This is a genomic window from Thermus aquaticus, assembly GCF_001280255.1.
Taxonomy (GTDB): Bacteria; Deinococcota; Deinococci; order Deinococcales; family Thermaceae; genus Thermus; species Thermus aquaticus.
The window spans coordinates 967,613-994,110 of the sequence record NZ_LHCI01000106.1 but is presented as its reverse complement, the minus strand read 5'-3'; the positions used below and the strand labels follow the sequence as shown (position 1 = coordinate 994,110).

Here is a 26,498-nt window from a genome sequence, read left to right as displayed (position 1 = left end):
CCATGCTGGCTTGGACCAGCATGGGGTGATATCAGACCCCCACCAGGCTCGGCATCCGGTAGCCAAGGTAAGCGGGCTTTTCCCCCTTGGGCTCGTTCAGGACCTCAATGCGGCCCTCCACCTGGGCCTCCACCACCTTGAGCTCCTTCAGGTAGTCCATGAAGCTCTCGGCGTCGGAGAAGCCGGTGTCCACCCGGTAGCCCTGGGCCTCCTTCAGCACGGTGAAGCCGTCGCCGCCGTTGGCGATGAAGTTGTTCACCACCACCCGGTAGGTGGCCTCGAGGTCCAGAGGCGCGAAGCCCTTCTCCGTCTTCACCTCCACCCGCACCACCCGGCTCCCGGCGGGACGGGCGAGGTCAAAGGCGTAGCGGAGGCCGGAGACCTGCAGGAAGCGCCCAGCCCCCTGCTCCCACTGGGAGACCCCGTTCTCCAAGGCGGCCAGGATCTCCTTCCCCTTCAAGTCCATGACCACCAGGGTGTTGCCGAAGGGCAGGACCTCGTAGACCTTGCCCACGGTGATGGGGCCCTTGGGGATGGAGGCCCGGATGCCCCCGCCGTTTTGCAGGGCGATCTGGACCCCGGCGCCCTTGGTCTTCCACACCATCCCGTCGGCGATGAGGTTGCCCAGGTTGCTCTCCCGCTTGCGCACGATGGCCCTCTCCCCCACCAGGTCCACCTTGGCCTCGGCGATGACCTGCCCCATGAGGGCCATGACCGGCTGGGCGTAGGCCAGGAGGGCCTCCTTGGCGAAGAAGTCCTCGGGGGCGACCTCGGGGGTCATGAGGAGGGCCTCGCCCTTGTAGGCCAGAAGCTCCCCCGTGGGGGCGAAGGTGACCTCCAGAAGGCCCACCACCTTCCCCCACTCCCAGGCCTGGACCACCAGCACGTCCTTGCCCTCCGGGTTCTTGACCACGGTGGGGTAGGGACCGGCGGGGGCAAGCTCCTTGTGGGGGAAGCTCCCCAGAAGGGTGTGGGAGTGGCCCCCCACGATCACCTGGGCCCCCACCAGCCTCCGGGCCAGCTTCAGGTCCTCCCCGTAGCCCAGGTGGGAGAGGACGACGATCTTGTTAACCCCCTTGGCCAAAAGCTCGTAGACGGCCTTCTGGGCGCTCTCGTAGGGGTCCAGGAAGGCCACGGTGGGCCCGGGGTTGGCGATCTCCTTGGTGTCCGGGGTGGTGAGGCCGATGACCCCGACCCTCTCCCCGCCCACCTGCACTATGGCGTAGGGGGCGAAGAGGCCCTTGAGCCTGGGCTCGGCGCTCACGTCCACGTTGGCCGAGACCACCTTGAACCTGGCCCCCTTGAGGAAGTCCGCCAGGGGCCCCGGCCCCAGGTCAAACTCGTGGTTGCCCAGGGCCATGACCCGGTAGAGCATGCGGTGCATGAAGTAGCGGTCCGCCAGGCCCCGGTACTGGTTGAAGTAAAGGGTCCCCTGGAAGACGTCCCCCGCGTCCAGGAAGAGGAGGTTCCTACGCCCGGCCCGGAGGCGGTCAAAAAAGGCCACCCGCTGGGCCACGCCCCCCACCCTCACCTTCTTGCCGGAAAGGGTGAGCTCCATGGGCTCCAGGTGGGCGTGGGTGTCGTTGGTGTGGACCAGGGTGAGGGTGAACCCTCCCTGGGCCCGCACGAACCCGAGACCGCCAAGGGCTAGACCCGCTTTTAAAACCGTCCGCCGCTTCACCATACTGCCCTCCGGCCCCCAGTTTAAAACGCCCCCGGTCAGACCAGTGTCAGACCCCCGCATAGGCCAAACGTACCACCTAAATTTGCCGTTTGACCTCTAGACTCTTGACACATGACCACTTTTTCCGGTACACTCCGCCACAAGTCCGGGGGGAAAACGGCGAAACTCCGGACCCAAATAAAGGAGGCGGTGAGCATGGGATACACCAAGGCCGAGATTTTAAAAGCCCTGAAGGGGGAAAAGGTCAAGTTTTTGCGGCTTCAGATCACGGACATCCTGGGCGTGGTCAAGAACGTGGAGGTACCCGAGTCCCAGTTTGAGAAGGCCCTGGACGGGGAGATCATGTTTGACGGCTCCTCCATTGAGGGCTTCACCCGCATTGAGGAGTCGGACATGCTCCTCAAGCCCGACTACAACACCTTCGTCATCCTCCCGGACGGCGTGGAGGACCCCGCCCGGGGCCGGGTGGCCCGGCTCATCTGCGACGTCACCTACCCCGACGGCCGCCCCTTTGAGGGAGACCCCCGGTATGTGCTGAAGCGCCAGATTGAGCGGCTGCAGAAGCTCGGGTTTGACAACATGTACGCCGGCCCCGAACCCGAGTTCTTCCTCTTCCTCAGGACCCCCGAGGGCCTCCCCACGGTGGAGACCCACGACAAGGCGGGCTACTTTGACCTGGCTCCCATAGACAAGGGCGAGGAGGCCCGGCGGGACATGGTCAACGCCCTGGTGGCCATGGGCTTTGAGATTGAGGCCAGCCACCACGAGGTGGCCCCGGGCCAGCACGAGATTGACTTCAAGTACGCCGACGCCCTCACCACCGCCGACAACATCGCCACCTTCAAGTGGGTGGTGAAGCGCGTCGCCCTCAACCACGGCCTCCACGCCACCTTCCTGCCCAAGCCCATCCGGGGCATCAACGGCAGCGGCATGCACACCCACCTCTCCCTCTTCAAGGACGGGCAGAACGCCTTCTTTGACCCCGAGGCCGAGTACCAGCTCTCCCAGACCGCCCTTCACTTCATCGCCGGGCTTCTGGAGCACGCCGAGGGCATGGTGGCCATCACCAACCCCCTGGTGAACTCCTACAAGCGCCTCACCCCGGGGTACGAGGCCCCCACCAACATCGCCTGGTCCGCCTCCAACCGCTCCGCCATGATCCGCATCCCCGCCCGGAGGGGTGTGGGCACCCGGGCCGAGCTCCGGATGCCCGACCCCTCCTGCAACCCCTACCTGGCCCTGGCGGTCATGGCCGCCGCCGCCATAGACGGCATTGAGCGCAAGCTCCTCCCCCCGCCCCCCATCCAGCGCAACATCTACCAGATGAGCGTGCGGGAGAAGCGCAAGCACAAGATCCGGGAGCTCCCGGGCACCCTGAGGGAGGCTCTCGAGGCCCTCAAGAAGGACCCCGTGATCCGGGAAGCCCTGGGCGAGCACGTCTACACCCACTTCCTCCAGGCCAAGCAGATGGAATGGGACGACTACCGGGTCACGGTCCACCAGTGGGAGCTGGACCAGTACTTGGCCACGTACTGAGGGGCTTTGACCGGTGGGTCAGGCATAAACTTCCAGGAGGGCGTTGACAAGGCCCCACACCCCCCCTATAGAATGGGACCGCAACGCGAACGCGTGCCGAGGAGGTGCCTATGAGGAAAGTCGGGTTTCTGGTAGCAGGTGTAGCCGCCCTGGGCATGGCCCTGGGCCAGGCCAACGTCATCAAGATCGCTAGCCAGTCTCCTCTGTCGGGCCCCCAGGCGGCCCTGGGGGAGCAGATCAAGCTGGGGGCGGAGCTGGCCATAGAAGACGCCAAGGCCCGCTTCCGGGCGTTGGGCTTTGACCTCCAGCTGGTCCCCTACGACGACCAGGCCAACCCCGACGTGGGCGTGGCCAACGCCAACCGCATCATCAACGACCCCGACATCCTGGGCGTGGTGGGCCACCTGAACTCCGGCGTGGCCATCCCCGCCAGCGAGGTCTACGCCCGGGTGGGCCTGGTCATGGTCTCCCCCGCCAACACCGCTCCCCGGGTCACGGACCGCAGGCTTCCCAACGTGAACCGCATCTGCGGCCGCGACGACGTGCAGGGGCCCGTGGGCGCCGAGTACGCCGTCAACAACCTGAAGGTGAGGAACGTCTTCATCATCCACGACAAGACCACCTACGGCCAGGGCCTGGCGGAGGAGTTCAGGAAGCGCCTCGAGGCCCTGGGCGGAAGGACGGTGGCCTTCGTGGGCACCGAGGAGCAGGCCAACTTCGTGCCCATCATCAACCAGATCCGCGGGGCCCGGCCCGTCCCCGAGCTCATCTACTTCGGCGGGATTTACAGCCAGATCGGTCCCTTCGTGAAGCAGCTTAGGGAGCGGGGCGTCAAGACCCGCCTCATGGGCGGCGACGGCCTGGACGCCAGCGAGTTCGTGCGCCTGGCGGGCAAGGAGAATGCCGCCGGCACCTTCTACACCACGGTGGCCGGCCCCGTCTCCGCCTTCCCCAAGGCCAAGGCCGTGGCCCAGAAGTTCAAGCAGAAGTACGGCAAGGAGATTGAGGGCTTCGGCATCTACGCCTACGACGCCGCCAACGTCATCCTCATGGCCCTGGAGAACGCCATCAAGGCCTCTGGCGGCAGGAAGCCCACCCGGGAGCAGGTGAGCCAGGAGGTTCGCAAGGTCAAGATGGAGGGGCTCACCGGCACCATTGAGTTTGACGACAAGGGCGACAACAAGAGGGCCCGCTACTTCGTCATGCAGGTGGCCGCCACCGGCAACTGGGCCGACAACAAGCTGATCCGCATCATTGAGTTGGCGCCCCCCGGCTCCCAGTAAACCCCAAGGGCTAAACTTTAGGGGGTGGCCTTAGGGCCACCCCCTTGGCCCGGAGAAAGGAGGGACCTTGCTAGAGCAAATCCTGGTTCTCTTGCCCCAGGTGATCTTTGACGGCTTCGTCCTGGGCTTCGTTTACGCCATGGTGGCCCTGGGGTACACCATGGTCTACGGGGTTTTGGAGCTCATCAACTTCGCCCACGCCGAGGTCTTCATGATCGGGGCGGTGGTGGGGGTGGAGGTCTTCCGCTACCTGGGTCCCCATATTGGAAACGGCTTCCTCCTCCTCCTGGTGGCCCTGCTCCTGGCAGGAGCCATCTCGGGGATGACCGCCATCCTTGTGGAGCGCTTCGCCTACCGCCCCTTGAGGAAGCGGGGCACCACCAACCGCCTCGTCCCCCTGGTCACCGCCATTGGGGTCTCCTTCATCCTCCAGGACCTGGTGCGCCTCATAGAGGGCCTCTGGCACAACGAGTTCTTCCTGCGCATGCGCACGATGGAGGACCTGGAGGGCTTCTTTGACCTCTTCGGCGGGGCGATTTTCGTCCAGGCCAAGTCCCTCATCCTCATCGGGGTGTCCATCCTCATGCTCCTGGGCCTCACCTACCTGGTGAACCGCACCAAGCTGGGGGTGGCCATCCGGGCCGTGGCCCAGGACCTCCACACCGCCAGCCTCATGGGCATTGACCCCGACCGGATCATCTCCCGCACCTTCCTCATCGGGGGCTCCCTGGGCGGGGTGGCCGGGGTCCTCTTCGCTTTGCAGTACACCGTCATCACCCCCTACGTAGGCTTCCTACCCGGAGTCAAAGCCTTCACCGCCGCCGTCCTTGGGGGCATCGGCAACATCCCCGGGGCCATGCTGGGCGGCCTGGTCCTGGGGCAGCTGGAGAACTTCTTCGGCACCTACCTGCCCATCCTGACCAACGGCAACTTCGGCACCGAGTACAAGGACGTGGTGGCTTTCCTCCTCCTCGTCTTCATTCTGCTGGTGCGGCCCCAGGGCCTCCTGGGGCAGGTGGTGAGGGAGAAAGTATGACCGGCCTTGCCCTCCTCCTCAGCCTGGCCTACCTGGGGCTGGCCTTCTGGGCCCCAGGGGCCCTCAGCAACCTCTTCGGCCTCGTGGCCTTGGGAGCGGCCGCCTTCCTGCGCCTCTCCCCCCAGGCGCGCACCCTGAGCCTCGCCCTCCTCACCCTGGCCTTCACCCTGGGGCTTTGGCGCTCCGGCAACACCCTGGGCCTCATCGGCCTGGTGGGCATCCTGGTGGCCCTCACCACCCTGCCCCGCATCCCCAACTGGATCCGGGCGCTTCTGGGCCTCGCCATCCTCCTGGTCTCCGTGCCCCTGGCGGGCTTCGCCAACACGTTCATCTTTGAACTGGGGATCCAGATCGGCATCTACGCCGCCATGGCCCTGGGCCTCAACGTGGTGGTGGGCATGGCGGGGCTTCTGGACCTGGGCTACGCCGCCTTCTTCGCCGTGGGCGCCTACACCTGGGCCATCTTCGGTAGCCCCCAGGCCCAGAACTTTATGCAGGGGAACTTCCCCCTCCCCGGGGAGTACATGTACCTTTTTATGGGGATCGCCATCGTCACCACCGCCATCACCGGCCTCCTCATCGGCCTGCCCGCCGTGCGCCTTCGGGGGGACTACCTGGCCATCGTCACCCTGGGCCTGGGGGAGGTGGTGCGGATCCTGGCCAACAACCTGGACCACCCCATCAACATCACCAACGGCCCCCAGGGGATCACCCCGGTAGGGCGCCCTCCCATAGACTGGTTCCGCGACCTCACCAGCGCCCTGGGCATCCCCCTGGACCGGACCACGGACTACCAACTCTTCTTCTACCTTCTGGTCCTTCTCATGATCGGGCTCGTGGTCCTCGTCAACCTCAACCTGGCCAACTCCCGCTTCGGCCGGGCCTGGACGGCCATTCGGGAGGACGAGGTGGCCGCCCGCTCCATGGGCATCCCCCTCCTGCCCACCAAGCTCATCGCCTTCATGACCGGGGCCGCCTTCTCCGGGGCCATGGGGGTCATCTACGCCGCCCAGCGCACCTTTGTCTCCCCCGAGTCCTTCACCCTCCTCGCCTCCATCACCATCCTGGCCATGGTGATCCTGGGAGGGATGGGCTCCATCCCCGGGGCCATCCTGGGGGCGGCGGCCCTCTCCATCCTTAACCTGGACGTCCTCAAGACCTTCAGCGAGTTCGTGCGCACCAGCCTGCCCCAGATCCCGAGCCAGGTGGACCCCGCCAAGTACGAGAGGCTGGTCCTGGGGATTATCCTGGTGCTCATGATGATCTACCGGCCCACGGGCCTCATCCCGGAAAGGCGCCACCGGGCGGAGATGGAGGAGGAAGCATGAAGGCCCTCGAGGTCCAGCAGGTCACCAAGCGATTCGGCGGCCTGGTGGCGGTGAACGAGGTGAGCCTCGAGGTGAACCAGGGGGAGATCTTCTCCGTCATCGGGCCCAACGGCGCCGGCAAGACCACCTTCTTCAACCTCCTCACCGGCATCTACGCCCCCGACGGGGGCCGCATCCGCCTCTTCGGCAAGGACGTGACCGGCTTCTCCCCCGACCGCATCGCCAAGGAGGGGGTGGGGCGCACCTTCCAGAACATCCGCCTCTTCGGGGCCATGACCGTCCTGGAGAACATCCTGGTGGGCATGCACATCCACATCCGCGTGCCCTACTTCCACGCCCTCCTCCGCACGCCCCTGGCCCGGCGGGAGGAGAGGCGGGCCAAGGAGGAGGCGGAAAGGCTTTTGGACTACGTGGGCCTCCTCCACCGGAAGGACGAGCTGGCCAGAAACCTCCCCTACGGGGAGCAAAGGAGGCTGGAGATCGCCCGGGCCCTGGCCCTAAAGCCCAGGCTCCTCCTCCTGGACGAGCCGGCGGCGGGCATGAACCCCAGGGAGACCGAGGAGCTCCAGGCCTTCATCGGGCGGCTAAGGGAGGAGCTCGGCATCACCATCGTCCTCATTGAGCACGACATGCGCCTCGTGATGCGCATCTCCGACCGCATCGCCGTCTTGGACTATGGGGCCAAGATCGCCGAGGGGACCCCGGAGGAGGTGCGCAAAAACCCCCGGGTCATTGAGGCCTACCTGGGCAAGGGGGCCGCAGGAGGTGCCGCATGAGCCTCCTGGAGCTCAAGGAGGTCCACACCTACTACGGCCACATCCACGCCCTAAAGGGCATCTCCCTCCGGGTGGAGGAGGGGGAGATCGTGACCCTGATCGGCTCCAACGGGGCCGGCAAGAGCACCACCCTAAGGACCATATCCGGCCTGGTAAAGCCAAAACGGGGAGAGGTCCTCTACCAGGGCAAGCCCATCCACCGCCTCCCCGCCCACCAGATCGTGGCCCTGGGGGTGGGGCACGTGCCCGAGGGGCGGAAGATCTTCCCCCGCCTCACCGTGGAGGAGAACCTAGAGATCGGGGCCTATCTGGAAAAGGACCGCAGGGTGGTTCAGGAAAGGAAGGAGCAGGTCTTCTCCCTCTTCCCCCGCCTCTACGAGCGGCGGAACCAGAAGGGGGGCACGCTTTCCGGAGGCGAGCAGCAAATGCTGGCCATCGGCCGGGCCCTGATGCAAAACCCCCGCATCCTCCTCATGGACGAGCCCTCCATGGGCCTGGCCCCGGTCCTGGTGGACTTCATCTTTGAGACCATAAAGAAGCTCAACCGGGAGGGGAAGACCATCCTCCTGGTGGAGCAGAACGCCCGCCTGGCCCTGCAGATCGCCCATCGGGGTTACGTGCTGGCCACCGGGGAGATCACCCTAACGGGCCCCGCCCGGGAGCTTTTGGAAAACCCCGAGGTGCAGAAGGCCTATCTGGGGGAGGACTAGGGTCTTGCCCAATCGGGGGAAGCCCGGTATAGTGGCAGGCGAAAAGAAAGGAGGAGGAAAACATGCTGAGGCTTTTGGCGATCTTAGGCCTTCTGATCCTGCCCTGGGCCCTGGCCCAACGGCTGGTGGTGGCCCAGGGTACCGACCCCACCACCCTGGATGCCCCCCTGGCCACGGACTCCCCCTCGGCCACCGTGGTCACCCACATCAGCGAGACCCTCTTTGAGCTGACCCCGGAGGGCAAGATCGTCCCCCATCTGGCCGAGGGGTACAGCTTCGCCGATGGGGGCCGGACCCTCACCATAAGGCTCCGCCGAGGCATCACCTTCCACGACGGCACCCCCTTCAATGCCGAGGCGGTCAAGTTCAACCTGGAGCGCCTGGTCAGCCGGGAGCTGGCGAGCCCCTTCGCCTTCCTCCTCTCCGAGCTGGAGCGGGTGGAGGTGGTGGACAGCCACACCGTGCGCCTGCGCCTCAAGAACCCCTTCGCCCCCCTTCTGGCCCACCTGACCCACAGCTCCACCGCCATGCAAAGCCCCACGGCCATAGCGCGCCTCGGAGCCCAGTACCGGGACAACCCCGTGGGCACCGGGCCCTACCGGTTCCAGGCGTGGCAGAAGGGGCAGTTCGTGGACCTGGTGCGCAACGAGAACTACTGGGGTCCCAAACCCGCCATCCCCCAGGTGCGCTTCATCCCCGTGCCCGAGGGCACCACCCGGGTGGCCCTGGTAGAGACGGGGCAGGCCCACGTGGCCGTGCGCATCCCGCCCCAGGATATCGCCCGCCTCCAGGCCAACCGGGCGGTTCAGGTGGTGCGCACCCCGAGCCTCAGGACCATCTACATCTACTTCAACACCCAGCGCCCCCCCTTCAACGACGTGCGGGTGCGGCAGGCCCTGAACTACGCGGTGAACCGGGAGGAGATCCTCCAGTTCATCCTGGGCGGCATCGGCCGGATCTCCGACGCCCCCATCGCCCCCGGCATCTTCGGCTACACCCCCGTGGGCCGGTACGAGTACAACCCGCAAAGGGCCCAGGAACTCCTGCGCCAGGCGGGGGTGAGCACCCCCTTGCGGGTTACGCTCCACTGCCCCACAGGCCGGTACTTCCAGGACATCCAGGTGTGCGAGGCCATCCAAGGCCAGCTCCGCCGCGTTGGCGTGGAGGCCAGCATCCAGACCATGGAGTGGGGGGCCTACCTCCAGGAAACCCAGCGCCCCCTCAAGGAAAACCGCATCCAGATGGCCATGCTGGGCTGGGGCACGGTGACCGGGGATGCGGACTACGGCCTCTACCCCCTCTTCCACTCTAGCCAGTGGGCCCCGGGCTTCAACCGGGCCTTCTACAAGAACCCGGAGGTGGACAAGCTCCTGGCCCAGGCCCGCATCTCCACCCTGCCCCAGGGCCGCCTAAGCCTCTACAAGGAGGCCATGACCCGCATCTGGCAGGATGCCCCTTGGATCTTCCTCCACTCCGAGGTGCAGGTCACGGCCATCAGGCAGGAGGTCCAGGGCTTCCTCGTCCACCCCACGGAGCGCTACCTGGCCTATCGGGCCAGCTTCCGCTAAGGCCCTTCCCCCCGCGGGCAGCGGGAAACCGCCCCGCGGGGCCCTTTCCTGCCCATGACCGCCTACCTCCTCCGGCGAATCCTCATCGCCCTGCCCACCCTCCTCGGCGTGGTGGTCCTGGTCTTCCTCATGGTGCGCCTGGCCCCGGGGGACCCCGCCGTCCTCCTGGCCGGGGAGTTCGCCACCCCGGAGACCCTCGAGGCCATCCGGGCCCGCTACGGCCTGGACCGGAGCCTGCCCGAGCAGTTCCTCATCTACCTGGAAGCCCTCCTCCGGGGCGACCTGGGGGAGTCGGCCCGAAGCCGAAGGCCCGTCCTGGAGGAGCTCAAGACCTACTTCCCCAACACCCTGGAGCTGGCCTCGGCCGCCATTTTGGTGGCCGTGCTCACCGGGATTCCCCTGGGCGTCCTGGCCGCCCTGCGCCCGGGGAGCGGCCTGGACCTTTCGGTGATGGTGCTCGCCCTCCTCGGGGTCTCCATGCCCGTCTTCTGGTTTGGCCTTCTCGCCATCCTCATCTTCTCCGTGGGGCTGGGCTGGTTTCCCGTGGCGGGCAAAGGGACCCTGGCCCACCTGGTCCTCCCCGCCATCACCCTGGGGATCAACGCCACCGCCCTTCTCGCCCGCATGACCCGGGGCACCCTCCTGGAAGTCCTCTCCCAGGACTATATCCGCACCGCCCGGGCCAAGGGGCTCGCCGAGCGGGTGGTCATCTTCAAGCACGCCCTAAGAAACGCCCTGATCCCCGTGGTCACCGTGGTGGGCCTGGAGTTCGGCACCCTCCTCTCGGGAGCAGTGATCACCGAGACCATCTTCGCCTGGCCGGGGCTGGGGCAGCTCCTCGTGGGCTCCATCCTGGCCCGAGACTACCCGGTGGTCCAGGGAGCCGTCCTGCTGGTGGCCATCTCTTTTGTCCTCATCAACCTCCTGGTGGACCTCCTTTACGCCGCCATCGATCCGCGGGTGCGCTATGACTAGACCCTGGCGCCGCTTCCTCCGCAACCGCCTGGCCCAAGCGGGCCTTCTCCTCCTTTTCCTCTATCTCCTCGGGGCCCTCTTTGCCCCCTTCCTGGCCCCCTACAGCCCCTACAGCCAGGACCTGCGCTCCACCTACATCCCCCCCTTGGCGGGCCTCTCCCTGAGGGGACCAGAAGGGGAGTGGGGGCTTTGGGTGAGCCCCGCCTTCCGCCACCCCCTCGAGGGGGTCCAGGTGCGCTGGGAGGAGAAGTACCCCGTGCGGTTTTTCGTCCGGGGGGAGGCCTGGTCCTGGCTCGGGGTGAAGGGGGATCTCCACCTCTTCGGGGTAGAAGGCCCCGTGCGCCTCTACCTCCTGGGCACGGACGAGCAGGGGCGGGACCTCTTCTCCCGCATCCTTTACGGGATTCCCATCTCCCTCAGCATCGGCCTGGTGGCCGTGGGCATCGGCCTCCTCCTGGGCACCCCCCTGGGGGCCCTCCCCGCCTACCTGGGGGGGAGGTGGGACCTCCTGGCTCAGAGGCTGGTGGACATCCTCCTGGCCTTCCCGGGCATCCTCCTGGCCATCGTCCTGGTGGCCATCCTGGGCCCGGGGCTTTTGAACGGGATGATCGCCGTGGGCATCGCCGCCGTCCCCATCTACGCCCGCCTGGTGCGGGGGGTGGTCCTGAGCCTCAAGAGCCTGGACTACGTGGAGGCGGCCCGGGCCCTGGGGGCCTCTCACGCCCGCATCCTCCTCAGACACATCCTCCCCAACGCCCTCACCCCCCTCCTCATCCAGACCAGCCTGCAGATGGCCATCGCCATCCTCTTCGCCGCGGGGCTGGGCTTTCTCGGCCTAGGGGCCAGGCCCCCGGAGCCGGAGTGGGGGCTCATGCTGGCCCGGGGACGGGAGTACCTGGCGGTGGCCCCCCACGTGGCCACCTTCCCCGGCCTGGCCATCGTGGGCCTGGTCCTGGCCTTCAACCTCCTGGGCGATGCCCTAAGGGACGCCCTAGACCCCCGCTCAAGATAGGCTAAAGGGCGGGTCCCGGGGCAGGGGGTATCATGGAACCATGAGGAAAGCCTTCCTTCTCCTTCTCCCCCTCCTCGCCGCCTGCGAGGTCCTGGAGGGCACGGGCTACCGGGTGGCCGAGGCCCAGCTCCTCTTCCCCGAGGCCACCGAGCGCTGGACCTATTTCTACGGGGAGCCCCGGGAGGTGCGCCTGGGAGGCCGGGTCCTGAAGCTGGAAAAGGCCTCGGGCCAGAGCCTCTGGGCCGTCCCCGGGGCCCTTTGGGTGGACGGGAACCCCCTCCTAAGGGAGGTGGGCCCCGCCCTTAGGCCCCAGGCGGAGGCCGTGCGGGGGGTCTCCGGGAGCCTCCTCGAGGTCCGGACCCAGGTCCCCTTGCGCTCCAGCTGGCTCTACGACGGGGCGGGCTGGGTCCGCCTCACGGGAAGCCTCAAGGAGGGAGAGAAGCGCACCCTGGTCCAGCCCATGGACTACACCACCCCGGACCTCTACGCCTTCACGGGCGCCGAGACCCAGGTCCTCCTGCGGGAGGTCCTGGCCCGGAGGGGCGGGCGGCAGGTGGTGGTCTTTGAGCTTTCCGAGCCCGTCCTGAAGCCCCTCTCCCTGGACCCTTCCCCGGACGCCTACCGGTCAGGGGCCCTTCTGGTCCAGTATGGGCTTAACGTGGAGCTGGTGACCCCGCCCACCCCGCCCTACCGCATCCTGGACCGAGGGGCCAACGCCGCCTACCAGGAGAGCGAGCCCCGGGCCTTCCTGGCCAACACCCCCACCCGCCTGGCCGAGGTCTGGAACCTGGTGGTGGCAAACCGCCTCCCCCGCCCCCCCGCTCCCAGCGTGGACTTCCGCACCCGGAGCGTGGCCGCCTTCTTCTGGGGCCTAAAGCCCACAGGGGGGTACGGGATTGAGGTGCTGGGGGTCACCTACCTGGGGGACACCGCCCGGGTGGTCCTGAACCTCATCTCCCCCAGGCCCGGGGCCATCGTCACCCAGGCCCTCACCAGCCCCTACGTCCTCCTGGAGCTGAATCGGGTGAAGCGGGTGGTCTTCACGGATCCGGCGGGGAGGACCCTGGCCGAGGCCCGGGAGTGAGCCCCTTAAGAAGGGCCCCCACCAGGTAGAGGGAACCCGTGGCCAGCACGGGAAGCCCGTCCTCCTTGGCCCTTTCCACGGCGTGGAGGAGGGCCTCCCAGGGCTCGGGGAAGAAGGGCTCCCCAAGCTCCCTCCCCAAGGCCCCCTCCCCCGCCAGGGTATAGCGGACGCTTCTGGCCTTAGGGAGGAGGTGGGCCAGGACCCCTTTCACGTCCTTGCGGGGGAAGGCCCCGAAGACCAGGTGGTAGGCGGAAAACTCCCAGGCGAGGGCGGAAGCGGCGGGGGGGTTGTGGGCCCCATCCAGGTAGATCTCCACCCCCTTAAGGAGGAAGCGCTCCAGCCGCCCCGGGTTTTGGGCGGTGGCGATCCCCTTAGCGATGACCTCTTCGGCAAAGCCCAGAAGGCGGAGGGCGGCCGCCGCCAGCCTGGCGTTCCCCTCCTGGAAGCGCCCCCTCAAGGCGGGGGCGGCGGGGAGGGCGAAGAGGGGGTCCTGGGGGTCCTGGGGGTCCAGGAGGTAGAGGGGGGCTCCCCGGGCCCGGGCCACCTCCCGGATGACCCTTAGGCCCACCCCCTCCGCCCCGGTGACCACGGGCACCCCCTCGCGGATGGCCCCCGCCTTGTCCCGGGCCACGGCCTCGAGGGTCCCCCCAAGGGCCTCCAGGTGGTCCTCCCCCACGTTGGTGATCACGGTGAGGGCCACCCGGGAAAGGGCGCCCGTGGCGTCCTTCTCCCCCCCTACCCCGGCCTCCACCGCCGCCAGGGCCACCCCCGCCACCTTAAAGTGCTGGAAGGCCAAGGCGGTGGCCAGGTCAAAGAAGCCGGGAGGCTCCTCCCAGGCCTCCTCCTTGGCCCACTCCACGAAGGCCACCACCTCCCTCTCGGGGATCTGGCCCAGGTGGGTGCGGATCCTCTCCCGGAAGTCCAGGAGGTGGGGGCTGGTGTAGGCCCCGTAGGGGAGGCCCCGGGCGCGGAAGGCGGCCTCCAGGTAGGCCACCACGCTCCCCTTGCCGTTGGTGCCCAGGACGTGGACGGCGGGGAAAGCCTCCTCGGGGTTCCCCAAACGGGCGAGAAGGGCCCGCGCCCGCTCCGTGCCCCTCGGGCCTTGCCGCCTCCTCCCGTAAAGCCAGTCCAGAGCCTCTTTGTAGGTCATGGCCTAGTCCGCGTACTGCAGGCGGTAAAGGGTGGCGTAGTACCCCCCCTTGGCCAGCAGGGCCTCGTGGGTCCCCTCCTCCAAAAGCCTCCCCTTGCGGAAGACCAGGATCCGGTCCACCCGGCGGATGGTGGAAAGGCGGTGGGCGATGAGGATGGAGGTCCGCCCCTCCATGGCCCTGTAGAGGGCCTCCTGGAGCCGCTTCTCCGTCTCCGAGTCCACGTTGGCCGTGGCCTCGTCCAGGATGAGGAGGATGTCGGGGCTCATGAGGAGGGCCCGCACCAGGGCCAAAAGCTGCTTCTCCCCGGTGGAAAGCCCCGCCCCCCTTTCCCCCAGGAGGGTGTGGTAGCCCTGGGGCAGGCGGAGGATGGCCTCGTGGACCCCCAGGAACCGGGCCACCTCCACCACCTTCTCCTCGGGGATGGAGGGGTCAAAGAGGCGCAGGTTGTCCAGAACCGTGCCGGAGAAGAGGAAGGGGTCCTGGAGGACGATGCCCACGTGCCGCCTCAGCTCCTCCTGGCGGTAGTCCCGCACGTCCACCCCGTCTATGAGGACCTGGCCCCTCTGGGGGTCGTAAAAGCGGGCGATGAGGCTCACCACGCTGGTCTTCCCCGCCCCGGTAGCCCCCACCAGGGCCACCTTCTCCCCCGGGCGGATGTGGAAGGAGACCCCCTTCAGCACCCAGTCCCCTTCCTTGGGCTCCACCCCCTTGGGGGTGTAGGCCAGCCACACGTCCCGGAACGCCACCTCGCCCCGGAAGCGGGTGATGGGCTTGGGGTTCTCGGGGTCTTTCAGCTCTTCCTCGGTGTCCAGGATGCCGAAGATGCGCTCGGCGCTGGCCATGGCCCCCTGGAAGAGGTTGAACTTGTCGGAGAGGTCCTGCAGGGGCTGGAAGAGCTGGCGGGTGTAGTCCACGAAGGCCACCAGAAGGCCCAGGGTCACCGCCCCCCGCCCCCCCCCCCCCCCGCCGTAGTAGAGGAGGCCCGCCACCGCCAAGTCCCCCAGAAAGCCCACCACGGGGAAGAAGAGGGCGAACCAACGCACGATCTCCACCCAGGCCTTCAGGAGGTCCCGGCTCAGGCGGTCAAACTTCTCCTCCCTTTCCCTCTCCTTGACGAAAAGCTGGATGGTCTCCACCCCGGAGAGGTTCTCCTGCAAGGCGGCGTTGACCCGGGCGAGCCTCAGGCGCATCTCCCGGTAGGCGGTGCGCATGCCCTTTCGCACCCAGGCGGTGACCCAGAGGAGGATGGGGACCACCAGGAGGACCACCAGGGTCAGCTTGGGGCTTAAGACCAGCATGAAGGCCAGAAGCCCCAGGATGGTGAAGAGGTCGGCGATGACCCCCACCAGCCCCCCGGTGATGAACTGGTTGATGGCGTCCACGTCGGAGGTGATGCGGGTCATGAGGCGGCCCACGGGGTTTTTGTCGTAGAAGCTGGGGTGGAGGCGCATGAACTTGGCGAAGAGGGCGCTTCTTAGGTCAAAGAGGACCCTCTGGCCCACCCACTGGATCAGGTAGGTCTCCCCGTAGGTGGCGGCGAAGTTCACCCCCCGCACCAAAAGAAACCCCAGGCTCACCAAGAGAAGGAGGGCGAAGCGCTCGGCGAGGGGCTTCTCCTCCTTGGGCACCAGGGCCCCGTCAATGGCCCACTTGAAGAAGAGGGGGGTGGCGGCGGCGGTCAGGGTGACCAGGAGGAGGAAAAGGAGGGCCAGGGCCACCTGGAGGCGGTAGGGCCTGACGTAGGCCAGGATGCGGGCGAAGAGGACCCGGTCAAAGGCCTTGCTGTAGGCGTCCTCGTTCACTCCTCCACCTCCTTCTCCATGCGCTGGATGCGGTCCAGCTCGGCGTAGAGGCCCCCGGCCTCGAGGAGGCTCTCGTGGGTCCCTTCCTCGGCGATCCTGCCCCCGTCCAGGACGATAATCCAGTCGGCGTGGCGCAGGGTGGCCGTGCGGTGGGAGATGAGGAAGGTGGTCTGGCGGCCGAGGACCGTCTTCAGGCCCTCGAGGATCCTGGCCTCGGTCTCGGTGTCCACGGCGCTTAGGGCGTCGTCCAGGATCAGGATCCTGGGCGCCTGGCCAGGGCCCGGGCCAGGGCCACCCGCTGCCGCTGCCCGCCGGAGAGGGTGATGCCCCTCTCGCCCAAGACCGTCTCGTAGCCCTTGGGGAAGGAGAGGATCTCCTCGTGGATGCCGGCAAGCCTGGCCGCCCACTCCACCTTCTCCCTATCCGGCTTCTCCAGGCCGAAGGCGATGTTTTCCAGGATGGTCTCGCTGAAGAGGAAGGGCTCCTGGGGGGCCATGCCCACGGCCTGGCGCAGGACCTCGAGGGGGATCCGCTTCACGGGGTAGCCCCCCACGTGGACCTCGCCCTCCGTGGGGTCCAGGAGCCTGGGCACCAAAGCGGCCAGGAGGCTCTTCCCCGCTCCGGTGCGCCCGGTGATCCCCAGGGTCATCCCCTCGGGGACGGTGAGGGTGATGTCCTTGAGGACCCAGCGCTCCCCAAGCCTCAGGCCCACCCCAAGGAAGCGCACCTCGCCGGAGAGGTCCTTAAGGGCTAGGGGGAGGGGGTCTTGGTCCTTGATCCTGGGCTCCTCGTCCAGGATCTCCAAAAGGCGCTTCAGGCTGGTGAGGCCCCGCTGGTACATGGCCATCACCCAGCCCAGGCCCAGGATGGGCCAGGTGAGCTGGGCCAGGTAGGCGTTGAACTGGACCAGCTGGCCCACGGTGAGCTCCCCCCGCACCACCATCCCGCCCCCGGCCCAGAGCACGGTGAGGAAGGCGAAGCCCATGAGGAAGCCCAAGAGGGCCTGCATGGGCCCCTCTACCCGGGCCAGGGCCAGGCTCCGCTCCACGTAGGCCCGGTTCAGCTCCTGGAAGCGGGTGAGCATCCGGCCCTCGAGGGCGTACCCCTTCACCACCCGGATGCCGCTGAAGGCCTCCTGGGCCAGGGTGCTGATGCGGTCAAAGGCCTCCTGGGCCTCCCGGTAGCGGCGGTCAATGAGCCTCAGGATGTAGGCCATGAAGAGGCCGATGGCGGGCAGGATCAAGGTGAGGTAGAAGGCCAGGCGGGGATGGACGGCGTACATGGAGAAGAAGGCCAGGAGCACCAAAAAGGAGAGGCGGCTTCCCATCATGATCCCCGGGCCCACCATCTCCCGCACGGCGGAGAGGTCGGTGTTGAGGCGGTTCATCAGGTCCCCCACCCGAACCCGCCCGTAGAAGCCCCGGTCCAGGCGGAGGAGGTGGTGGAAGAGGTCCTTGCGGAGGTCGTACTCCACCCGGCGGCTCGCCACCACGGCCAGGCGCCGCATGAAGTAGGAAAGGAGGGCCGAAGCCCCGCCGGAAAGCAGAAGAAAGAGGGCGTACTGCCCGTAAGGCCTCCCTTCCCCCACGGCGTCCACCGCGAGCCTTAAGAAGTAGGGGCTCAAGACAAAGAAGGCGATGGAGAGGAGGCCCGCCCCCACCGCCAGGAGGTAGCGGCCCCGGTAGGGGGCCAGGTAGGGGAGGAGGCGGGCCAGGAGGGCTGACCGACCGGTCATGGTCCCCAGTCTACCCCAGAAAGCCCCTTTCCCTGTGGCCCAACGCCCATAGCCTTTTCCCCACGGGATACGCCTCTTTGGGGCCCCTGCCACGGCGGTGCTTGCGTGCCCGCGCTTTGGCTTCGCCCCATGGGGCGCCCAAGCCGGGGCTAAAGGCTTTTTGGGGCCCCCACCGCGGCTTTCGCCGCGGTGCCCTTGTTTCCTGTTTCCTTCGGCCTACCATGCCTGGTAACTTCCCCAGGAACCTTTTGCCGGGGCCCCCATGCTGGCGCAAGCCAGCATGGGGTGGTATTAGAGGCTGTCGTAAAAGGGTGGTATCCTTGAAGGGTGCCTCTTAGACGATGTTACCCCAGCGACCTAACCGCCACTCCTCCCCCAGGGTGAGGAGGCGGTGGGGCTTGGAAAGCCTCCTGGTGGCCCGCTTCAGGAGCCCGGGGATAGGCGGGCAGGCGTAGGAGACCACCAGGATCAGGCCCTTCACCCGCCCCAGGCGGTGGAGGTAGTGGACCATGCCGAGGAGCTCCCGGTCCGTGGGCAGGTCCATGGGAAGGAGCCTGTCCCCCTCCTCCCGGAGGCGCTCCGGGGGCAGGTCGGGGAAGTAGGGGAGGAGGTCCACCTGGGCTAAAGCCTCCTCCACCCGCTTGCGGAAGCCTTCGTCCTCCAGAAGGTAGGGCTGGGCCGCCACGCCCACGCTCCCCGGAGGGGTCTTTAGGGGAGGAGGGGGCTTGAGGAGGCTTTTGGTCTGGTCCAGGGCCCGGCCCACCCGCATGGGGTTTTGCGTCAGGATCTGCCCCACCTCCCCCGCCCGGCCCAGGACCCTCTCGGAAAGCTCCGCCGGCACCTTCAAGGTGGGGGGAAGCCCCGGGTAGTAGCGGCGGAGGGTGGCCTCCAGGTCCAGAAGCCAGGGGCACTGCCCCCCGCCCTTGGAGGACTCCACCCCGCCCTGGAGGTCGGGGAGGAGGAGGTAGTCCACCCCCTTGGCCTTCAGGGCCTCCACCTGGGCCAAGAGGGCCTGGACCGGGAGACAGTAGGGCTTATGGAGATCCGAAGGGGCGCCCGCCCGGACCACCTCCACCCCCAGGGCCTTCAGGTAGGCCTCCCAGAAGCCCAGGTACCGCCGGGAAAGAAAGCCCTCTATGAGCCCCACGCGCATACGCCCTATCCTACGCCAAGGGCCTTGAGGAAGGCCAGGAGGGCCTTGCGCCCCTCCAGGAGGCTTCTGGGCAGGACCCACTCCTCCTCGGTGTGGGCCCCGCCTCCCCGGTAGACCCCAAGGGCCAAGGCGGGGATCCCCCGCTCCACCGCCGCGCTGGCATCGGTGGAGCCCGCCTGGAAGGCCGCCCTTTCCCCAATGGCCTTAAGGGCCTCCGCCGCCGCCCGCCTCAGGGCCTCGGTGGCCGTGGAGCCGGCGGGCCGGCGGCCCAGGACCTCGAGGGCCACCTCCACCCGGTTCCGCCTGGCCGCCTCCTGGAAGAGGTCCCTGGCCTCCTGGAACAGGGCCAAGAGCTTCTCCTCCTCCAGGGCCCGGATCTCCAGGAGGGCCGAGGCCTCCTTGGGGATGGCGTTCACCGCCTCGCCCCCCTTCAGGGCGCTGGCGTTGAGGCTCACCTCCTTCTCCTCCCCAAAGCGGGCCCGCAGGGCGGTGAGGGCCTCCGCCAGGGCGAAGACCGGGTTGGGACTCCCCCGGTCCCCCCAGGCGTGCCCCCCACGGCCCAAGAAGCGGACGGCGAAGCGCACCGAGCCCAGGGCCCGGTCCACGACCCCGGGGATATAGCCGTCCACGGCCACCACCACCTTGGGCCCCAGGCCCGCCACCAAGGCCCTCGCCCCCCTCAGGTTCCCCAGGCCCTCCTCCCCCACGGTGAAGCCCCGCACCACCCCGGGGATCTCCGGCAGGGAGAGGAGGACGGCCACCCCGGCCGAGTTGTCCCCCACCCCGGGGCCGTAAAGCCTCTCCCCCACGGCCCTTAGGGGGCGCGGGGGGAGGACGGTGTCCAGGTGGGCCAAAAGGAGGACCTCCCCTTCCCCGGCGAAGACGTTGCCGAGCCCGTCCCGCCTGGCCCCAGGGAGGCGCTCGGCCACGAAGGCCCCCCGGGCCTCCTCCCCCTTAAGGGGCGCCAGCTCCAGGAGGAGGCCGACCGGGTCCACTACGCTTCCGGCCCGGGCTCGGCCAGCCCCTCCCGGATGGCGTAGAGGGCGGCCTGGGTGCGGTTATTGAGGTGGAGCTTCTGGAAGATCTCGGAGAGGCGGTTCCGCACCGTCTTTTCCGAGAGCTGGAGCTCGGCGGCGATCTCCAGGTTGGTGTACCCCTGGGCCACCAGCTTGAGGATCTGGATCTCCCGCTCGGAGAGCTCCGCGTGGAGGGGAAGGCTCTGCTCCTTGCGGGTGCGGAAGTCCTGGATGATGCGCCCCGCCAGCTCGGCATCCAGAAGCACCTCCCCGGCGTGGACCCGGCGGATGGCCTCAATGAGCTCCTTGGCGTCGGTGTCCTTGAGGAGGTACCCCCTGGCCCCCGCCTTCACCGCCTCAAAGACGTAGGCATCCTGGCGGTACATGGTGAGGATGATGACACGGGCCCCGGGCCACTCCTGGAGGATGGCCTTGGTGGCCTGCACCCCGTCCAGGCCCGGCATCTGGATGTCCATGAGGATCACGTCGGGCTTGGCCTCGAGGGCGTGCCGCAACGCCTCCCAGCCGTCCTTGGCCTCCCCCACCACACGGAAGTCCCCCTCCGCCTCCAGGAGGCTCTTTAGCCCTTGGCGGAAGAGGGCGTGGTCGTCTGCCAGCAGAATGCGGATCACCCCTTCATCTTAGCGCCCTCGGCCTTCGGGTAAGGTGAAGGGGTGAGGGTGGTTGTGGAGAAGCTGGTCCCGGGCGGCTACGGCCTGGCCCGCACGGCGGAAGGGGCGGTCCTGGTCCGAGGAGGGCTTCCCGGCGAGGAGGTGGAGGGGAGGCCCGCGCGCCGCAAGGGGGCCCTCTTCCTGGAGGAGGTGCGCCTCCTGAAGCCCCGCCCCGACCGCTACCCCCACCCCCTCCCCCCCTCCGCCGACCTCCCCCTGGTCTACGAGGCCCAGCTCCCCCTCAAGGAGGGCCTGGTGGCGGAGGCCCTGGAGCGCATCGCCAAGCTCTCCTTCCCCCTAAGCCCCATCCGGCCTTCCCCCAGGGCCCTGGGCTACCGCACCGCCGCCCAGTACGCCCGCCACCCCCTAGGGGGGCTCGCCTACCGCCTGCCGGAAAGCCAGGCCCTCGTCCGGGTGGAGGAGGACCCCCTCTTGGCCGAGCCCTTGGCCTGGGCTTTCGCCCTTCTCAAGGCCTGGCCCCTCCCGGTGGAGGAGATCGCCCTGAGGGGAAGCCTCCTGGAGGGGAAGGTCCTCCTGGGCCTCATCGGGGGCTCGCCCGAGGCCCTAAAGAGGCCCGCCAAGGCCCTGGTCCAGGAGGGCTTCGCCGGGGTGGTCTGGGCCGAGCCTTCCCCCAAGGGGCGCTTCCGGGGTCGGGTCCGCCCCCTTCAGGGGGAGACCACGCTCCTCGAGGCCTTCGGCCCCATCACGGCCACGGTGAGCCTGGAGAGCTTCGCCCAGGTGAACCCCCTGGCGGCGGGGCGCCTTCTGGAGGAGGCCCGGGACCTGGTCCAGGGGGGCGAGAGGGCGCTGGAGCTTTACGCTGGCTCGGGCCTCCTCTCCCTCCTCCTGGCCCCCAGGTTCCAGGAGGTGGTGGCGGTGGAGATCAGCAAGGAGGCGGTGCGGCGGGGGGAGCGGGACAAGGCCCGGCTTGGGGTGGAAAACGTCCGCTTCCACCGGGAGGACGCCCGGGAGGCCCGGCGCTTCGGCCGGTTTGACCTGGTGGTCCTGGACCCGCCCCGGGCAGGGCTTTCGGAGGAGGTGCGGGCCTACCTCCTCCAAAGCCGCCCCAAGGAGGTCCTCTACATCGCCTGCGACCCCGCCACCTGGGCCCGGGACGTGGGGGAGCTGGTGAGGGGAGGGTATGAACTCGCCTTCGCCCGGCCCTACGACTTCTTCCCCTTCACCCACCACGTGGAGGTCCTCTCCCTCTTACGCCTAGGGTAGGGGCAGGCCGGCGAAGAAGGGGGCCGGGTCCACGGGCACCCCAAAGAGGCGCACCTCCAGGTGCAGGTGGGGCCCGGTGGAAAGCCCCGTGCTCCCCAGAAGGCCGATGCCCCTCCCCGCCTGGACCTCCTCCCCCACCCGCACCCTTCTTTCGGCGAGGTGCCAGTACCCGGTGCAAAGCCCAGGCCCGTGGGCCAGGATCACCGCCTCCCCCCGCACCCTAAGCCTCTCGGAGAGGACCACCCGGCCTTTGGCCACGGCCCGCACCGGGGTCTTAAGGGGCGCGGCGAAGTCCAGGCCCTCGTGGTAGGAGGTGAAGAGGGTGCCGTACTGCCTCCGGGTGCCGAAGGCGCTGGTGATGCGCCCCTCCAGGGGCTTCACGAAAGGCCCCTGAAGGCGTAAAGGGCCCTCCTTGGGGCAGGCGGCCACCACCTTCTCCCGCTCCGCCTTGAGGCCCGGGTCCTTGAGGAGGGCCTCGAGGTCCTGGGAGAGGGCAAGGACCTCCTTGGCGTACCCGCCCGGGGCCACCTGGAGGGTGAGGTTCACCTCCGCCCCGTCCAGAAGAAGCCTAAGGGGGTAGGCCCCGGGCTCCACCAGGGCCCCCACCGGAACCAGGCCCCAAAGCCTCTCCCCCTCGCGGAAGAGGGGGTAGCGCCCCTCCAGGAAGAAGGCCTCGCCCCCGCCATACCCCTCCACCCTGAGGCCGAAGGCCCGCCCCTGGACGGGGTGGGTGTACCAGAGCCGCCCCTTGGGCAGGCTCATCTCGGCCACCGGGCGCACCCGGAGGACCTGCCCGGCCCGGATGCGGCTTGGGTCCTTCAGGCCGTTCAGGCGGGCCAGCTCCTCCACCGTGGTGCCGTAACGCTTGGCGATGGCGAAGAGGGTCTCTCCGGGGGCCACCACGTGGGTCTGGGCCAGGGCAAAGGAGAGGAGAAGGACCAGGGCGAAAAGGCGCATGGGTTTATGCTAAGGCCAATGGTCCTGATCCTGAACGGCCCCAACCTGAACCTCCTGGGAAGGCGGGAGCCCGAGCTTTACGGAAGGACCACCCTGGAGGAGCTGGAGGCCCTCTGCGAGGCCTGGGGGGCGGAGCTGGGCCTGGGCGTGGTCTTCCGCCAGAGCAACTACGAGGGCCAGCTCATAGACTGGGTCCAGCAGGCCCACGAGGAGGGCTTTTTGGCCATCGTCCTGAACCCCGGGGCCCTCACCCACTACTCCTACGCCCTCTTGGACGCCATCAAGGCCCAGCCCCTTCCCGTGGTGGAGGTCCACCTCACCAACCTCCACGCCCGGGAGCCCTTCCGCCAGCACTCGGTGACCGCCGCCGCCTGCCGGGGCATCGTCTCCGGCTTCGGCCCCCTCTCCTATAAGCTGGCCCTGGCCTACCTGGCCGAGGTCCTGGAGGTGGGGTAGAAACGTCTTCCCCGGAAGCCATCCCCTCCGGGCGTATCCCGGGGTAGCCACTATTTGGGATTAAACCAAACCGGGAGGCCATGGCCCCTGGCCCACCCCGATGAGGTATACTGAAAGGTGGCGTCTAAACGCCATCCAGGAGCGCTATGGCCCAGGTTCTGCCTGTAGAAATCACCGAGGAGCTCAAGCAAAGCTTCATCAACTACGCCATGTCCGTCATCGTGGACCGGGCCCTGCCCGACGTTCGCGACGGGCTCAAGCCGGTCCAGAGGCGCATCCTCTTCGCCGCCTACCAGGAGGGGGTCCTCCCGGGGCGCAAGCACGTGAAGAGCGCCAAGATCGTGGGCGAGGTCATGGGCAAGTACCACCCCCACGGGGACGCCGCCATCTACGACGCCCTGGCCCGCCTGGCCCAGCCCTGGAACCTCCGCTACCCCCTCATTGACGGCCAGGGCAACTTCGGCTCCATAGACGGGGACCCCCCGGCGGCCCAGCGCTACACCGAGGCCAGGCTGTCGCCCATCGGGGCGGAGATGCTCCAGGACATGGACAAGGAGACGGTGGACTTCCGCCCCAACTACGATGGCTCCCTTAAGGAGCCCGAGGTCCTGCCCGCCGCCATCCCCAACCTTCTGGTGAACGGCTCAAGCGGCATCGCCGTGGGCATGGCCACCAGCCTCCCGCCCCACAACCTCGCCGAGGTGGTGGACGCCCTGGTGGCCATGATTGACAATCCCGGGATCACCCTCGAGGAGGTCATGGCCCACCTGCCGGGCCCCGACTTCCCCACAGGGGGCAGGCTCTCGCGAAAGGGCATCAAGGAGGCCTACGCCACGGGCCGGGGAAGCCTCAAGGTCCGGGCCAAGGTCCGGGTGGAGGAGAAGGGCTCTAGGCCCATGCTGGTGGTCACCGAGATTCCCTACCAGGTCAACAAGGCGGGCCTCATCGCCCAGATCGCCGCCCTGGTCAAGGCCAAGAAGATTGAGGACATCGTGGCCCTCCGGGACGAGTCCGACCGCCAGGGCCTCCGCATCGCCATTGAGCTCAAGCGGGGGGCCAACCCCCAGGTGGTCCTCAACCAGCTCTACAAGCACACCGCCCTCCAGTCCTCCTTCACCGTGAACCTCCTGGCCATCGTGGAGGGCGAGCCCCGGGTCCTCTCCCTCCTAGACCTCATGCGCCACTACCTGGACCACCGCAAGGAGGTGGTCCGGCGCCGGAGCCTCTTTGACCTCAAGAAGGCCGAGGAGAGGGCCCACATCCTGGAGGGCCTCCTCATCGCCCTGGACCACATTGACGAGGTCATCGCCCTGATCCGGGCCTCCGAGGACGCCCCCGCCGCCAGGCGGGGCCTCATGGAGCGCTTCGGCCTCTCCGAGGCCCAGGCCCAGGCCATCCTGGACATGCGCCTCCAGCGCCTGGTGGCCCTGGAGCGGGAGAAGCTTTTGGAAGAATACCGGGGGCTCATGGAGGAGATCGCCCGCCTCAAGGCCATCCTGGAGGACGAAGGCCGCCTCTGGGGCGAGGTCAAGCGGGAGCTCCTCAGAGTCAAGGAAAAGTACGGGGACGCAAGGCGCACCCTCCTCACCGAGTTTGAGGAGAGCTTCAACCCCGAGGACCTCATTGAGGACGAGCCCATGGTCATCACCCTCACCGCCCAGGGCTTCCTGAAGCGCCTTCCCCTGGAGGCCTATAGGGCCCAGGGGCGGGGCGGCAAGGGCCTCATGGCGGGCAAGACCAAGGAGGAGGACGAGGCCACCCACGTCTTCGTGGCCGACGCCCACGATGACCTCCTCGTCTTCAGCAACCGGGGCCGGGTCTACCGCCTCAAGGTCTACGACCTGCCGGAGATGGGCCGCCAGGCCCGGGGAGTCCACGTGAAGACCCTCCTGCCCCTCGCCGAGGAGGAGGAGGTGGCGGCTCTTTTGGCCGTGCGGGGCCTCGAGGGGGAGGGCTACCTGGTCTTCGCCACCGAGCGGGGCCTGGTCAAGCGCACCGCCCTCAAGGAGTACGCCAACCTGGGAGCGGGCGGCCTCATCGCCATCCGGCTTCTGGAGGGGGACCGCCTGGTGGGCGTGGCCCTCTCCGACCCCGAGGACGAGGCCATCCTGGCCACGGCCGAGGGCCAGGCCATCCGCTTCCCCCTGGAGGAGGTGCGGGCCACGGGCCGGGACACCCAAGGCGTGGTGGGCATTCGCTTTAAGAAGCCCCAGGACCGGGTGGTCTCCCTGGTCACGGTGAAACCCGGGGAGATGGTGGACCTCCTTTCGGTGAGCACCCGGGGCTACGGCAAGCGCACCCCCCTCAGCGAGTACCCCCCGCAGGGCCGGGGAGGGATGGGGGTCATCACCTACGCCGTCTCCGCCAGGGTGGGCCGCCTGGCCGCCCTCCTCAAGGTGCGGGGCACGGAGGACCTTCTGGTCCTCTCCAAAAAGGGCCTCACCCTCCGCACCCCTGTGGCCGAGATCCGCCAGTACTCCCGGGCCACGGCGGGGGTCAAGGTCATGAACCTTCCCGAGGAGGACGAGATCGCCAGCGCCTTCGTGGTGGAGGAGGAGAAGTAGATGGAAGAGGTGGTCCTGATCACCGCCCCCAACCAGGAGGTGGCCAAGACCATCGCCCGGGCCCTGGTGGAGGAGCGCCTGGCGGCCTGCGTGAACCTGGTCCCCGGCCTCACCTCCGTCTACCGCTGGCAGGGGGAGGTGGTGGAGGACCAGGAGGTGCTCCTCATCGTCAAGACCACCACCTTCGCCTTCCCCAGGCTTAAAGAGCGGGTCCTCGCCCTCCACCCCTACACCATGCCCGAGATCATCGCCCTCCCCATCGCCGAGGGGCACGGGGCCTATCTCTCCTGGCTCCGGGAGAACGTGGGATGACCGAGGACATGCTGGACTTCCTCCGGGCCCTCCACCGGGCGGGGGCCAGGTTTCTCCTGGAATCCCCCTCCTTTGACGGGGCCTTCGCCCGCAGGCTCACCCACCGGGTGGAAGGGGTGGAGGTCTTTGTGGTGCATCCGGAGGACTTCAAGGCCCTGAAGCGGGCCTTCGGCCGGCCCGTGGACCTGAGGGACCTGGAGGAACTATGAGGGCGATTAAACCGGTGGCCCGGAGGTTCTCCCTGGAAGAGAGGCCGGACGACCTTTCCGAGTGGCGGGCTCTCCCCGTGGAGGAAAGGCTAAAGGCGGTGTGGGAGATGGCCCTCTTCTGGGCTAGGCTGGAGCTGGAAGAGGCCAGGAAGCGGGGCGAGGCCCCGGAGATCGCCCTGGACCGCCTACTCCCCGTGGCCCGGAAGCGCCCCCTTCGGTAGCCCGGGCTTCATTTTTTCAACCTCTCCGTTTACAA

23 protein-coding genes and 1 pseudogene are annotated in these 26,498 nt (G+C 68.1%); 16 read left to right on the top strand and 8 right to left on the bottom strand.

What is annotated here, in order from left to right; all coding sequences use genetic code 11:
* Nucleotides 1-31: 31 nt before the first annotated feature.
* Nucleotides 32-1,681 carry a bifunctional metallophosphatase/5'-nucleotidase gene (locus BVI061214_RS06490; protein ID WP_053768603.1) on the bottom strand — a complete coding sequence of 550 codons (1,650 nt, stop codon included), beginning with the start codon at nucleotides 1,679-1,681 and terminating at the stop codon, nucleotides 32-34.
* Nucleotides 1,682-1,879: 198 nt separating this feature from the next.
* Here BVI061214_RS06490 and glnA point away from each other — a divergent pair, with 198 nt between their 5' ends.
* The 10 genes from glnA to BVI061214_RS06440 all read left to right on the top strand — a co-directional run bounded on the left by glnA (nucleotide 1,880) and on the right by BVI061214_RS06440 (nucleotide 12,992).
* Nucleotides 1,880-3,220, top strand: a complete 1,341-nt coding sequence (glnA, locus tag BVI061214_RS06485) for a type I glutamate--ammonia ligase (RefSeq protein WP_003048009.1) — start codon at nucleotides 1,880-1,882, stop codon at nucleotides 3,218-3,220.
* Between the two features lie 110 nt (nucleotides 3,221-3,330).
* On the top strand, nucleotides 3,331-4,503 hold the full coding sequence (locus BVI061214_RS06480) for a branched-chain amino acid ABC transporter substrate-binding protein (RefSeq protein ID WP_053767722.1): 1,173 nt from the start codon (nucleotides 3,331-3,333) through the stop codon (nucleotides 4,501-4,503).
* A 67-nt stretch (nucleotides 4,504-4,570) separates the two neighbouring features.
* Nucleotides 4,571-5,539, top strand: coding sequence for a branched-chain amino acid ABC transporter permease (locus BVI061214_RS06475; protein ID WP_053767721.1), 969 nt, complete (start codon nucleotides 4,571-4,573; stop codon nucleotides 5,537-5,539).
* On the top strand, nucleotides 5,536-6,867 hold the full coding sequence (locus BVI061214_RS06470) for a branched-chain amino acid ABC transporter permease (RefSeq protein WP_053767720.1): 1,332 nt from the start codon (nucleotides 5,536-5,538) through the stop codon (nucleotides 6,865-6,867). Before BVI061214_RS06475 ends, BVI061214_RS06470 begins: the two co-directional genes overlap by 4 nt.
* Complete coding sequence (locus BVI061214_RS06465) at nucleotides 6,864-7,643, top strand: ABC transporter ATP-binding protein (RefSeq protein ID WP_053767719.1); 780 nt, start codon at nucleotides 6,864-6,866, stop codon at nucleotides 7,641-7,643. Before BVI061214_RS06470 ends, BVI061214_RS06465 begins: the two co-directional genes overlap by 4 nt.
* The gene (locus tag BVI061214_RS06460; protein WP_053767718.1) at nucleotides 7,640-8,353 is read left to right on the top strand and encodes an ABC transporter ATP-binding protein; all 714 of its coding nucleotides are present in this window, start codon (nucleotides 7,640-7,642) and stop codon (nucleotides 8,351-8,353) included. The genes BVI061214_RS06465 and BVI061214_RS06460 overlap by 4 nt, the downstream gene beginning before the upstream one ends.
* 62 nt (nucleotides 8,354-8,415) lie before the next feature.
* Nucleotides 8,416-9,921: a glutathione ABC transporter substrate-binding protein gene (locus BVI061214_RS06455; protein ID WP_053767717.1), complete on the top strand. Its 1,506-nt coding sequence runs from the start codon at nucleotides 8,416-8,418 to the stop codon at nucleotides 9,919-9,921.
* A 54-nt stretch (nucleotides 9,922-9,975) separates the two neighbouring features.
* Nucleotides 9,976-10,896, top strand: coding sequence for a nickel ABC transporter permease (gene nikB, locus BVI061214_RS06450; RefSeq protein WP_003044474.1), 921 nt, complete (start codon nucleotides 9,976-9,978; stop codon nucleotides 10,894-10,896).
* On the top strand, nucleotides 10,889-11,908 hold the full coding sequence (locus tag BVI061214_RS06445; protein WP_053767716.1) for an ABC transporter permease: 1,020 nt from the start codon (nucleotides 10,889-10,891) through the stop codon (nucleotides 11,906-11,908). The genes nikB and BVI061214_RS06445 overlap by 8 nt, the downstream gene beginning before the upstream one ends.
* Before the next feature lie 40 nt (nucleotides 11,909-11,948).
* Nucleotides 11,949-12,992 (top strand): protease complex subunit PrcB family protein, encoded by a 1,044-nt coding sequence (locus BVI061214_RS06440; protein WP_053767715.1) that lies wholly within the window; start codon nucleotides 11,949-11,951, stop codon nucleotides 12,990-12,992.
* On the opposite strand, the gene BVI061214_RS06435 is transcribed toward BVI061214_RS06440, so the two are convergent.
* The 6 genes and pseudogenes from BVI061214_RS06435 to BVI061214_RS06410 form a co-directional block, all read right to left on the bottom strand.
* A complete protein-coding gene (locus tag BVI061214_RS06435) occupies nucleotides 12,949-14,142 on the bottom strand; it encodes a bifunctional folylpolyglutamate synthase/dihydrofolate synthase (protein ID WP_053767714.1) in 1,194 nt (397 codons plus the stop codon). The two genes, BVI061214_RS06440 and BVI061214_RS06435, sit on opposite strands and share 44 nt — an antisense overlap.
* Before the next feature lie 3 nt (nucleotides 14,143-14,145).
* On the bottom strand, nucleotides 14,146-15,945 hold the full coding sequence (locus BVI061214_RS06430; protein WP_053767713.1) for an ABC transporter ATP-binding protein: 1,800 nt from the start codon (nucleotides 15,943-15,945) through the stop codon (nucleotides 14,146-14,148).
* Nucleotides 15,942-17,680: pseudogene (locus BVI061214_RS06425) on the bottom strand (ABC transporter ATP-binding protein). The gene BVI061214_RS06430 and the pseudogene BVI061214_RS06425 overlap by 4 nt, the downstream one beginning before the upstream one ends.
* A gap of 334 nt (nucleotides 17,681-18,014) precedes the next feature.
* Nucleotides 18,015-18,833, bottom strand: a complete 819-nt coding sequence (locus tag BVI061214_RS06420) for an acyl-CoA dehydratase activase-related protein (protein ID WP_053767712.1) — start codon at nucleotides 18,831-18,833, stop codon at nucleotides 18,015-18,017.
* A 5-nt stretch (nucleotides 18,834-18,838) separates the two neighbouring features.
* Nucleotides 18,839-19,828: a M20/M25/M40 family metallo-hydrolase gene (locus BVI061214_RS06415; RefSeq protein ID WP_053767711.1), complete on the bottom strand. Its 990-nt coding sequence runs from the start codon at nucleotides 19,826-19,828 to the stop codon at nucleotides 18,839-18,841.
* Nucleotides 19,828-20,481: a response regulator transcription factor gene (locus tag BVI061214_RS06410; RefSeq protein WP_053767710.1), complete on the bottom strand. Its 654-nt coding sequence runs from the start codon at nucleotides 20,479-20,481 to the stop codon at nucleotides 19,828-19,830. The genes BVI061214_RS06415 and BVI061214_RS06410 overlap by 1 nt, the downstream gene beginning before the upstream one ends.
* A gap of 42 nt (nucleotides 20,482-20,523) precedes the next feature.
* On the opposite strand from BVI061214_RS06410, the gene BVI061214_RS06405 reads away from it, so the two are divergent.
* Nucleotides 20,524-21,744, top strand: coding sequence for a class I SAM-dependent RNA methyltransferase (locus BVI061214_RS06405; RefSeq protein ID WP_053767709.1), 1,221 nt, complete (start codon nucleotides 20,524-20,526; stop codon nucleotides 21,742-21,744).
* Here the strand turns inward: BVI061214_RS06405 and BVI061214_RS06400 are convergent.
* Nucleotides 21,736-22,701: a LysM peptidoglycan-binding domain-containing M23 family metallopeptidase gene (locus tag BVI061214_RS06400; RefSeq protein WP_053767708.1), complete on the bottom strand. Its 966-nt coding sequence runs from the start codon at nucleotides 22,699-22,701 to the stop codon at nucleotides 21,736-21,738. The two genes, BVI061214_RS06405 and BVI061214_RS06400, sit on opposite strands and share 9 nt — an antisense overlap.
* 18 nt (nucleotides 22,702-22,719) lie before the next feature.
* On the opposite strand from BVI061214_RS06400, the gene aroQ reads away from it, so the two are divergent.
* The 5 genes from aroQ to BVI061214_RS06375 all read left to right on the top strand — a co-directional run bounded on the left by aroQ (nucleotide 22,720) and on the right by BVI061214_RS06375 (nucleotide 26,463).
* Nucleotides 22,720-23,157, top strand: coding sequence for a type II 3-dehydroquinate dehydratase (gene aroQ / locus BVI061214_RS06395; RefSeq protein WP_003044442.1), 438 nt, complete (start codon nucleotides 22,720-22,722; stop codon nucleotides 23,155-23,157).
* A gap of 146 nt (nucleotides 23,158-23,303) precedes the next feature.
* Nucleotides 23,304-25,721, top strand: a complete 2,418-nt coding sequence (gyrA, locus tag BVI061214_RS06390; protein ID WP_053767707.1) for a DNA gyrase subunit A — start codon at nucleotides 23,304-23,306, stop codon at nucleotides 25,719-25,721.
* Nucleotides 25,722-26,033 (top strand): divalent-cation tolerance protein CutA, encoded by a 312-nt coding sequence (cutA, locus tag BVI061214_RS06385; protein WP_053767706.1) that lies wholly within the window; start codon nucleotides 25,722-25,724, stop codon nucleotides 26,031-26,033.
* Nucleotides 26,030-26,242, top strand: coding sequence for a hypothetical protein (locus BVI061214_RS06380; protein ID WP_053767705.1), 213 nt, complete (start codon nucleotides 26,030-26,032; stop codon nucleotides 26,240-26,242). Before cutA ends, BVI061214_RS06380 begins: the two co-directional genes overlap by 4 nt.
* Complete coding sequence (locus BVI061214_RS06375) at nucleotides 26,239-26,463, top strand: hypothetical protein (protein WP_053767704.1); 225 nt, start codon at nucleotides 26,239-26,241, stop codon at nucleotides 26,461-26,463. The genes BVI061214_RS06380 and BVI061214_RS06375 overlap by 4 nt, the downstream gene beginning before the upstream one ends.
* Nucleotides 26,464-26,498 lie beyond the last annotated feature (35 nt).

What these genes read in the sequence shown, in the direction of transcription:
- BVI061214_RS06480 (WP_053767722.1), top strand. Translation starts at nt 3,331, where the DNA reads ATGAGGAAAGTCGGGTTTCTGGTAGCAGGTGTAGCCGCCCTGGGCATG.
- BVI061214_RS06445 (WP_053767716.1), top strand. Translation starts at nt 10,889, where the DNA reads ATGACTAGACCCTGGCGCCGCTTCCTCCGCAACCGCCTGGCCCAAGCG.
- gyrA (WP_053767707.1), top strand. Translation starts at nt 23,304, where the DNA reads ATGGCCCAGGTTCTGCCTGTAGAAATCACCGAGGAGCTCAAGCAAAGC.
- BVI061214_RS06380 (WP_053767705.1), top strand. Translation starts at nt 26,030, where the DNA reads ATGACCGAGGACATGCTGGACTTCCTCCGGGCCCTCCACCGGGCGGGG.
- BVI061214_RS06440 (WP_053767715.1), top strand. Translation starts at nt 11,949, where the DNA reads ATGAGGAAAGCCTTCCTTCTCCTTCTCCCCCTCCTCGCCGCCTGCGAG.
- glnA (WP_003048009.1), top strand. Translation starts at nt 1,880, where the DNA reads ATGGGATACACCAAGGCCGAGATTTTAAAAGCCCTGAAGGGGGAAAAG.
- BVI061214_RS06420 (WP_053767712.1), bottom strand. Translation starts at nt 18,833, where the DNA reads ATGCGCGTGGGGCTCATAGAGGGCTTTCTTTCCCGGCGGTACCTGGGC.
- aroQ (WP_003044442.1), top strand. Translation starts at nt 22,720, where the DNA reads ATGGTCCTGATCCTGAACGGCCCCAACCTGAACCTCCTGGGAAGGCGG.
- nikB (WP_003044474.1), top strand. Translation starts at nt 9,976, where the DNA reads ATGACCGCCTACCTCCTCCGGCGAATCCTCATCGCCCTGCCCACCCTC.
- BVI061214_RS06470 (WP_053767720.1), top strand. Translation starts at nt 5,536, where the DNA reads ATGACCGGCCTTGCCCTCCTCCTCAGCCTGGCCTACCTGGGGCTGGCC.
- cutA (WP_053767706.1), top strand. Translation starts at nt 25,722, where the DNA reads ATGGAAGAGGTGGTCCTGATCACCGCCCCCAACCAGGAGGTGGCCAAG.
- BVI061214_RS06375 (WP_053767704.1), top strand. Translation starts at nt 26,239, where the DNA reads ATGAGGGCGATTAAACCGGTGGCCCGGAGGTTCTCCCTGGAAGAGAGG.
- BVI061214_RS06460 (WP_053767718.1), top strand. Translation starts at nt 7,640, where the DNA reads ATGAGCCTCCTGGAGCTCAAGGAGGTCCACACCTACTACGGCCACATC.
- BVI061214_RS06455 (WP_053767717.1), top strand. Translation starts at nt 8,416, where the DNA reads ATGCTGAGGCTTTTGGCGATCTTAGGCCTTCTGATCCTGCCCTGGGCC.
- BVI061214_RS06435 (WP_053767714.1), bottom strand. Translation starts at nt 14,142, where the DNA reads ATGACCTACAAAGAGGCTCTGGACTGGCTTTACGGGAGGAGGCGGCAA.
- BVI061214_RS06400 (WP_053767708.1), bottom strand. Translation starts at nt 22,701, where the DNA reads ATGCGCCTTTTCGCCCTGGTCCTTCTCCTCTCCTTTGCCCTGGCCCAG.
- BVI061214_RS06465 (WP_053767719.1), top strand. Translation starts at nt 6,864, where the DNA reads ATGAAGGCCCTCGAGGTCCAGCAGGTCACCAAGCGATTCGGCGGCCTG.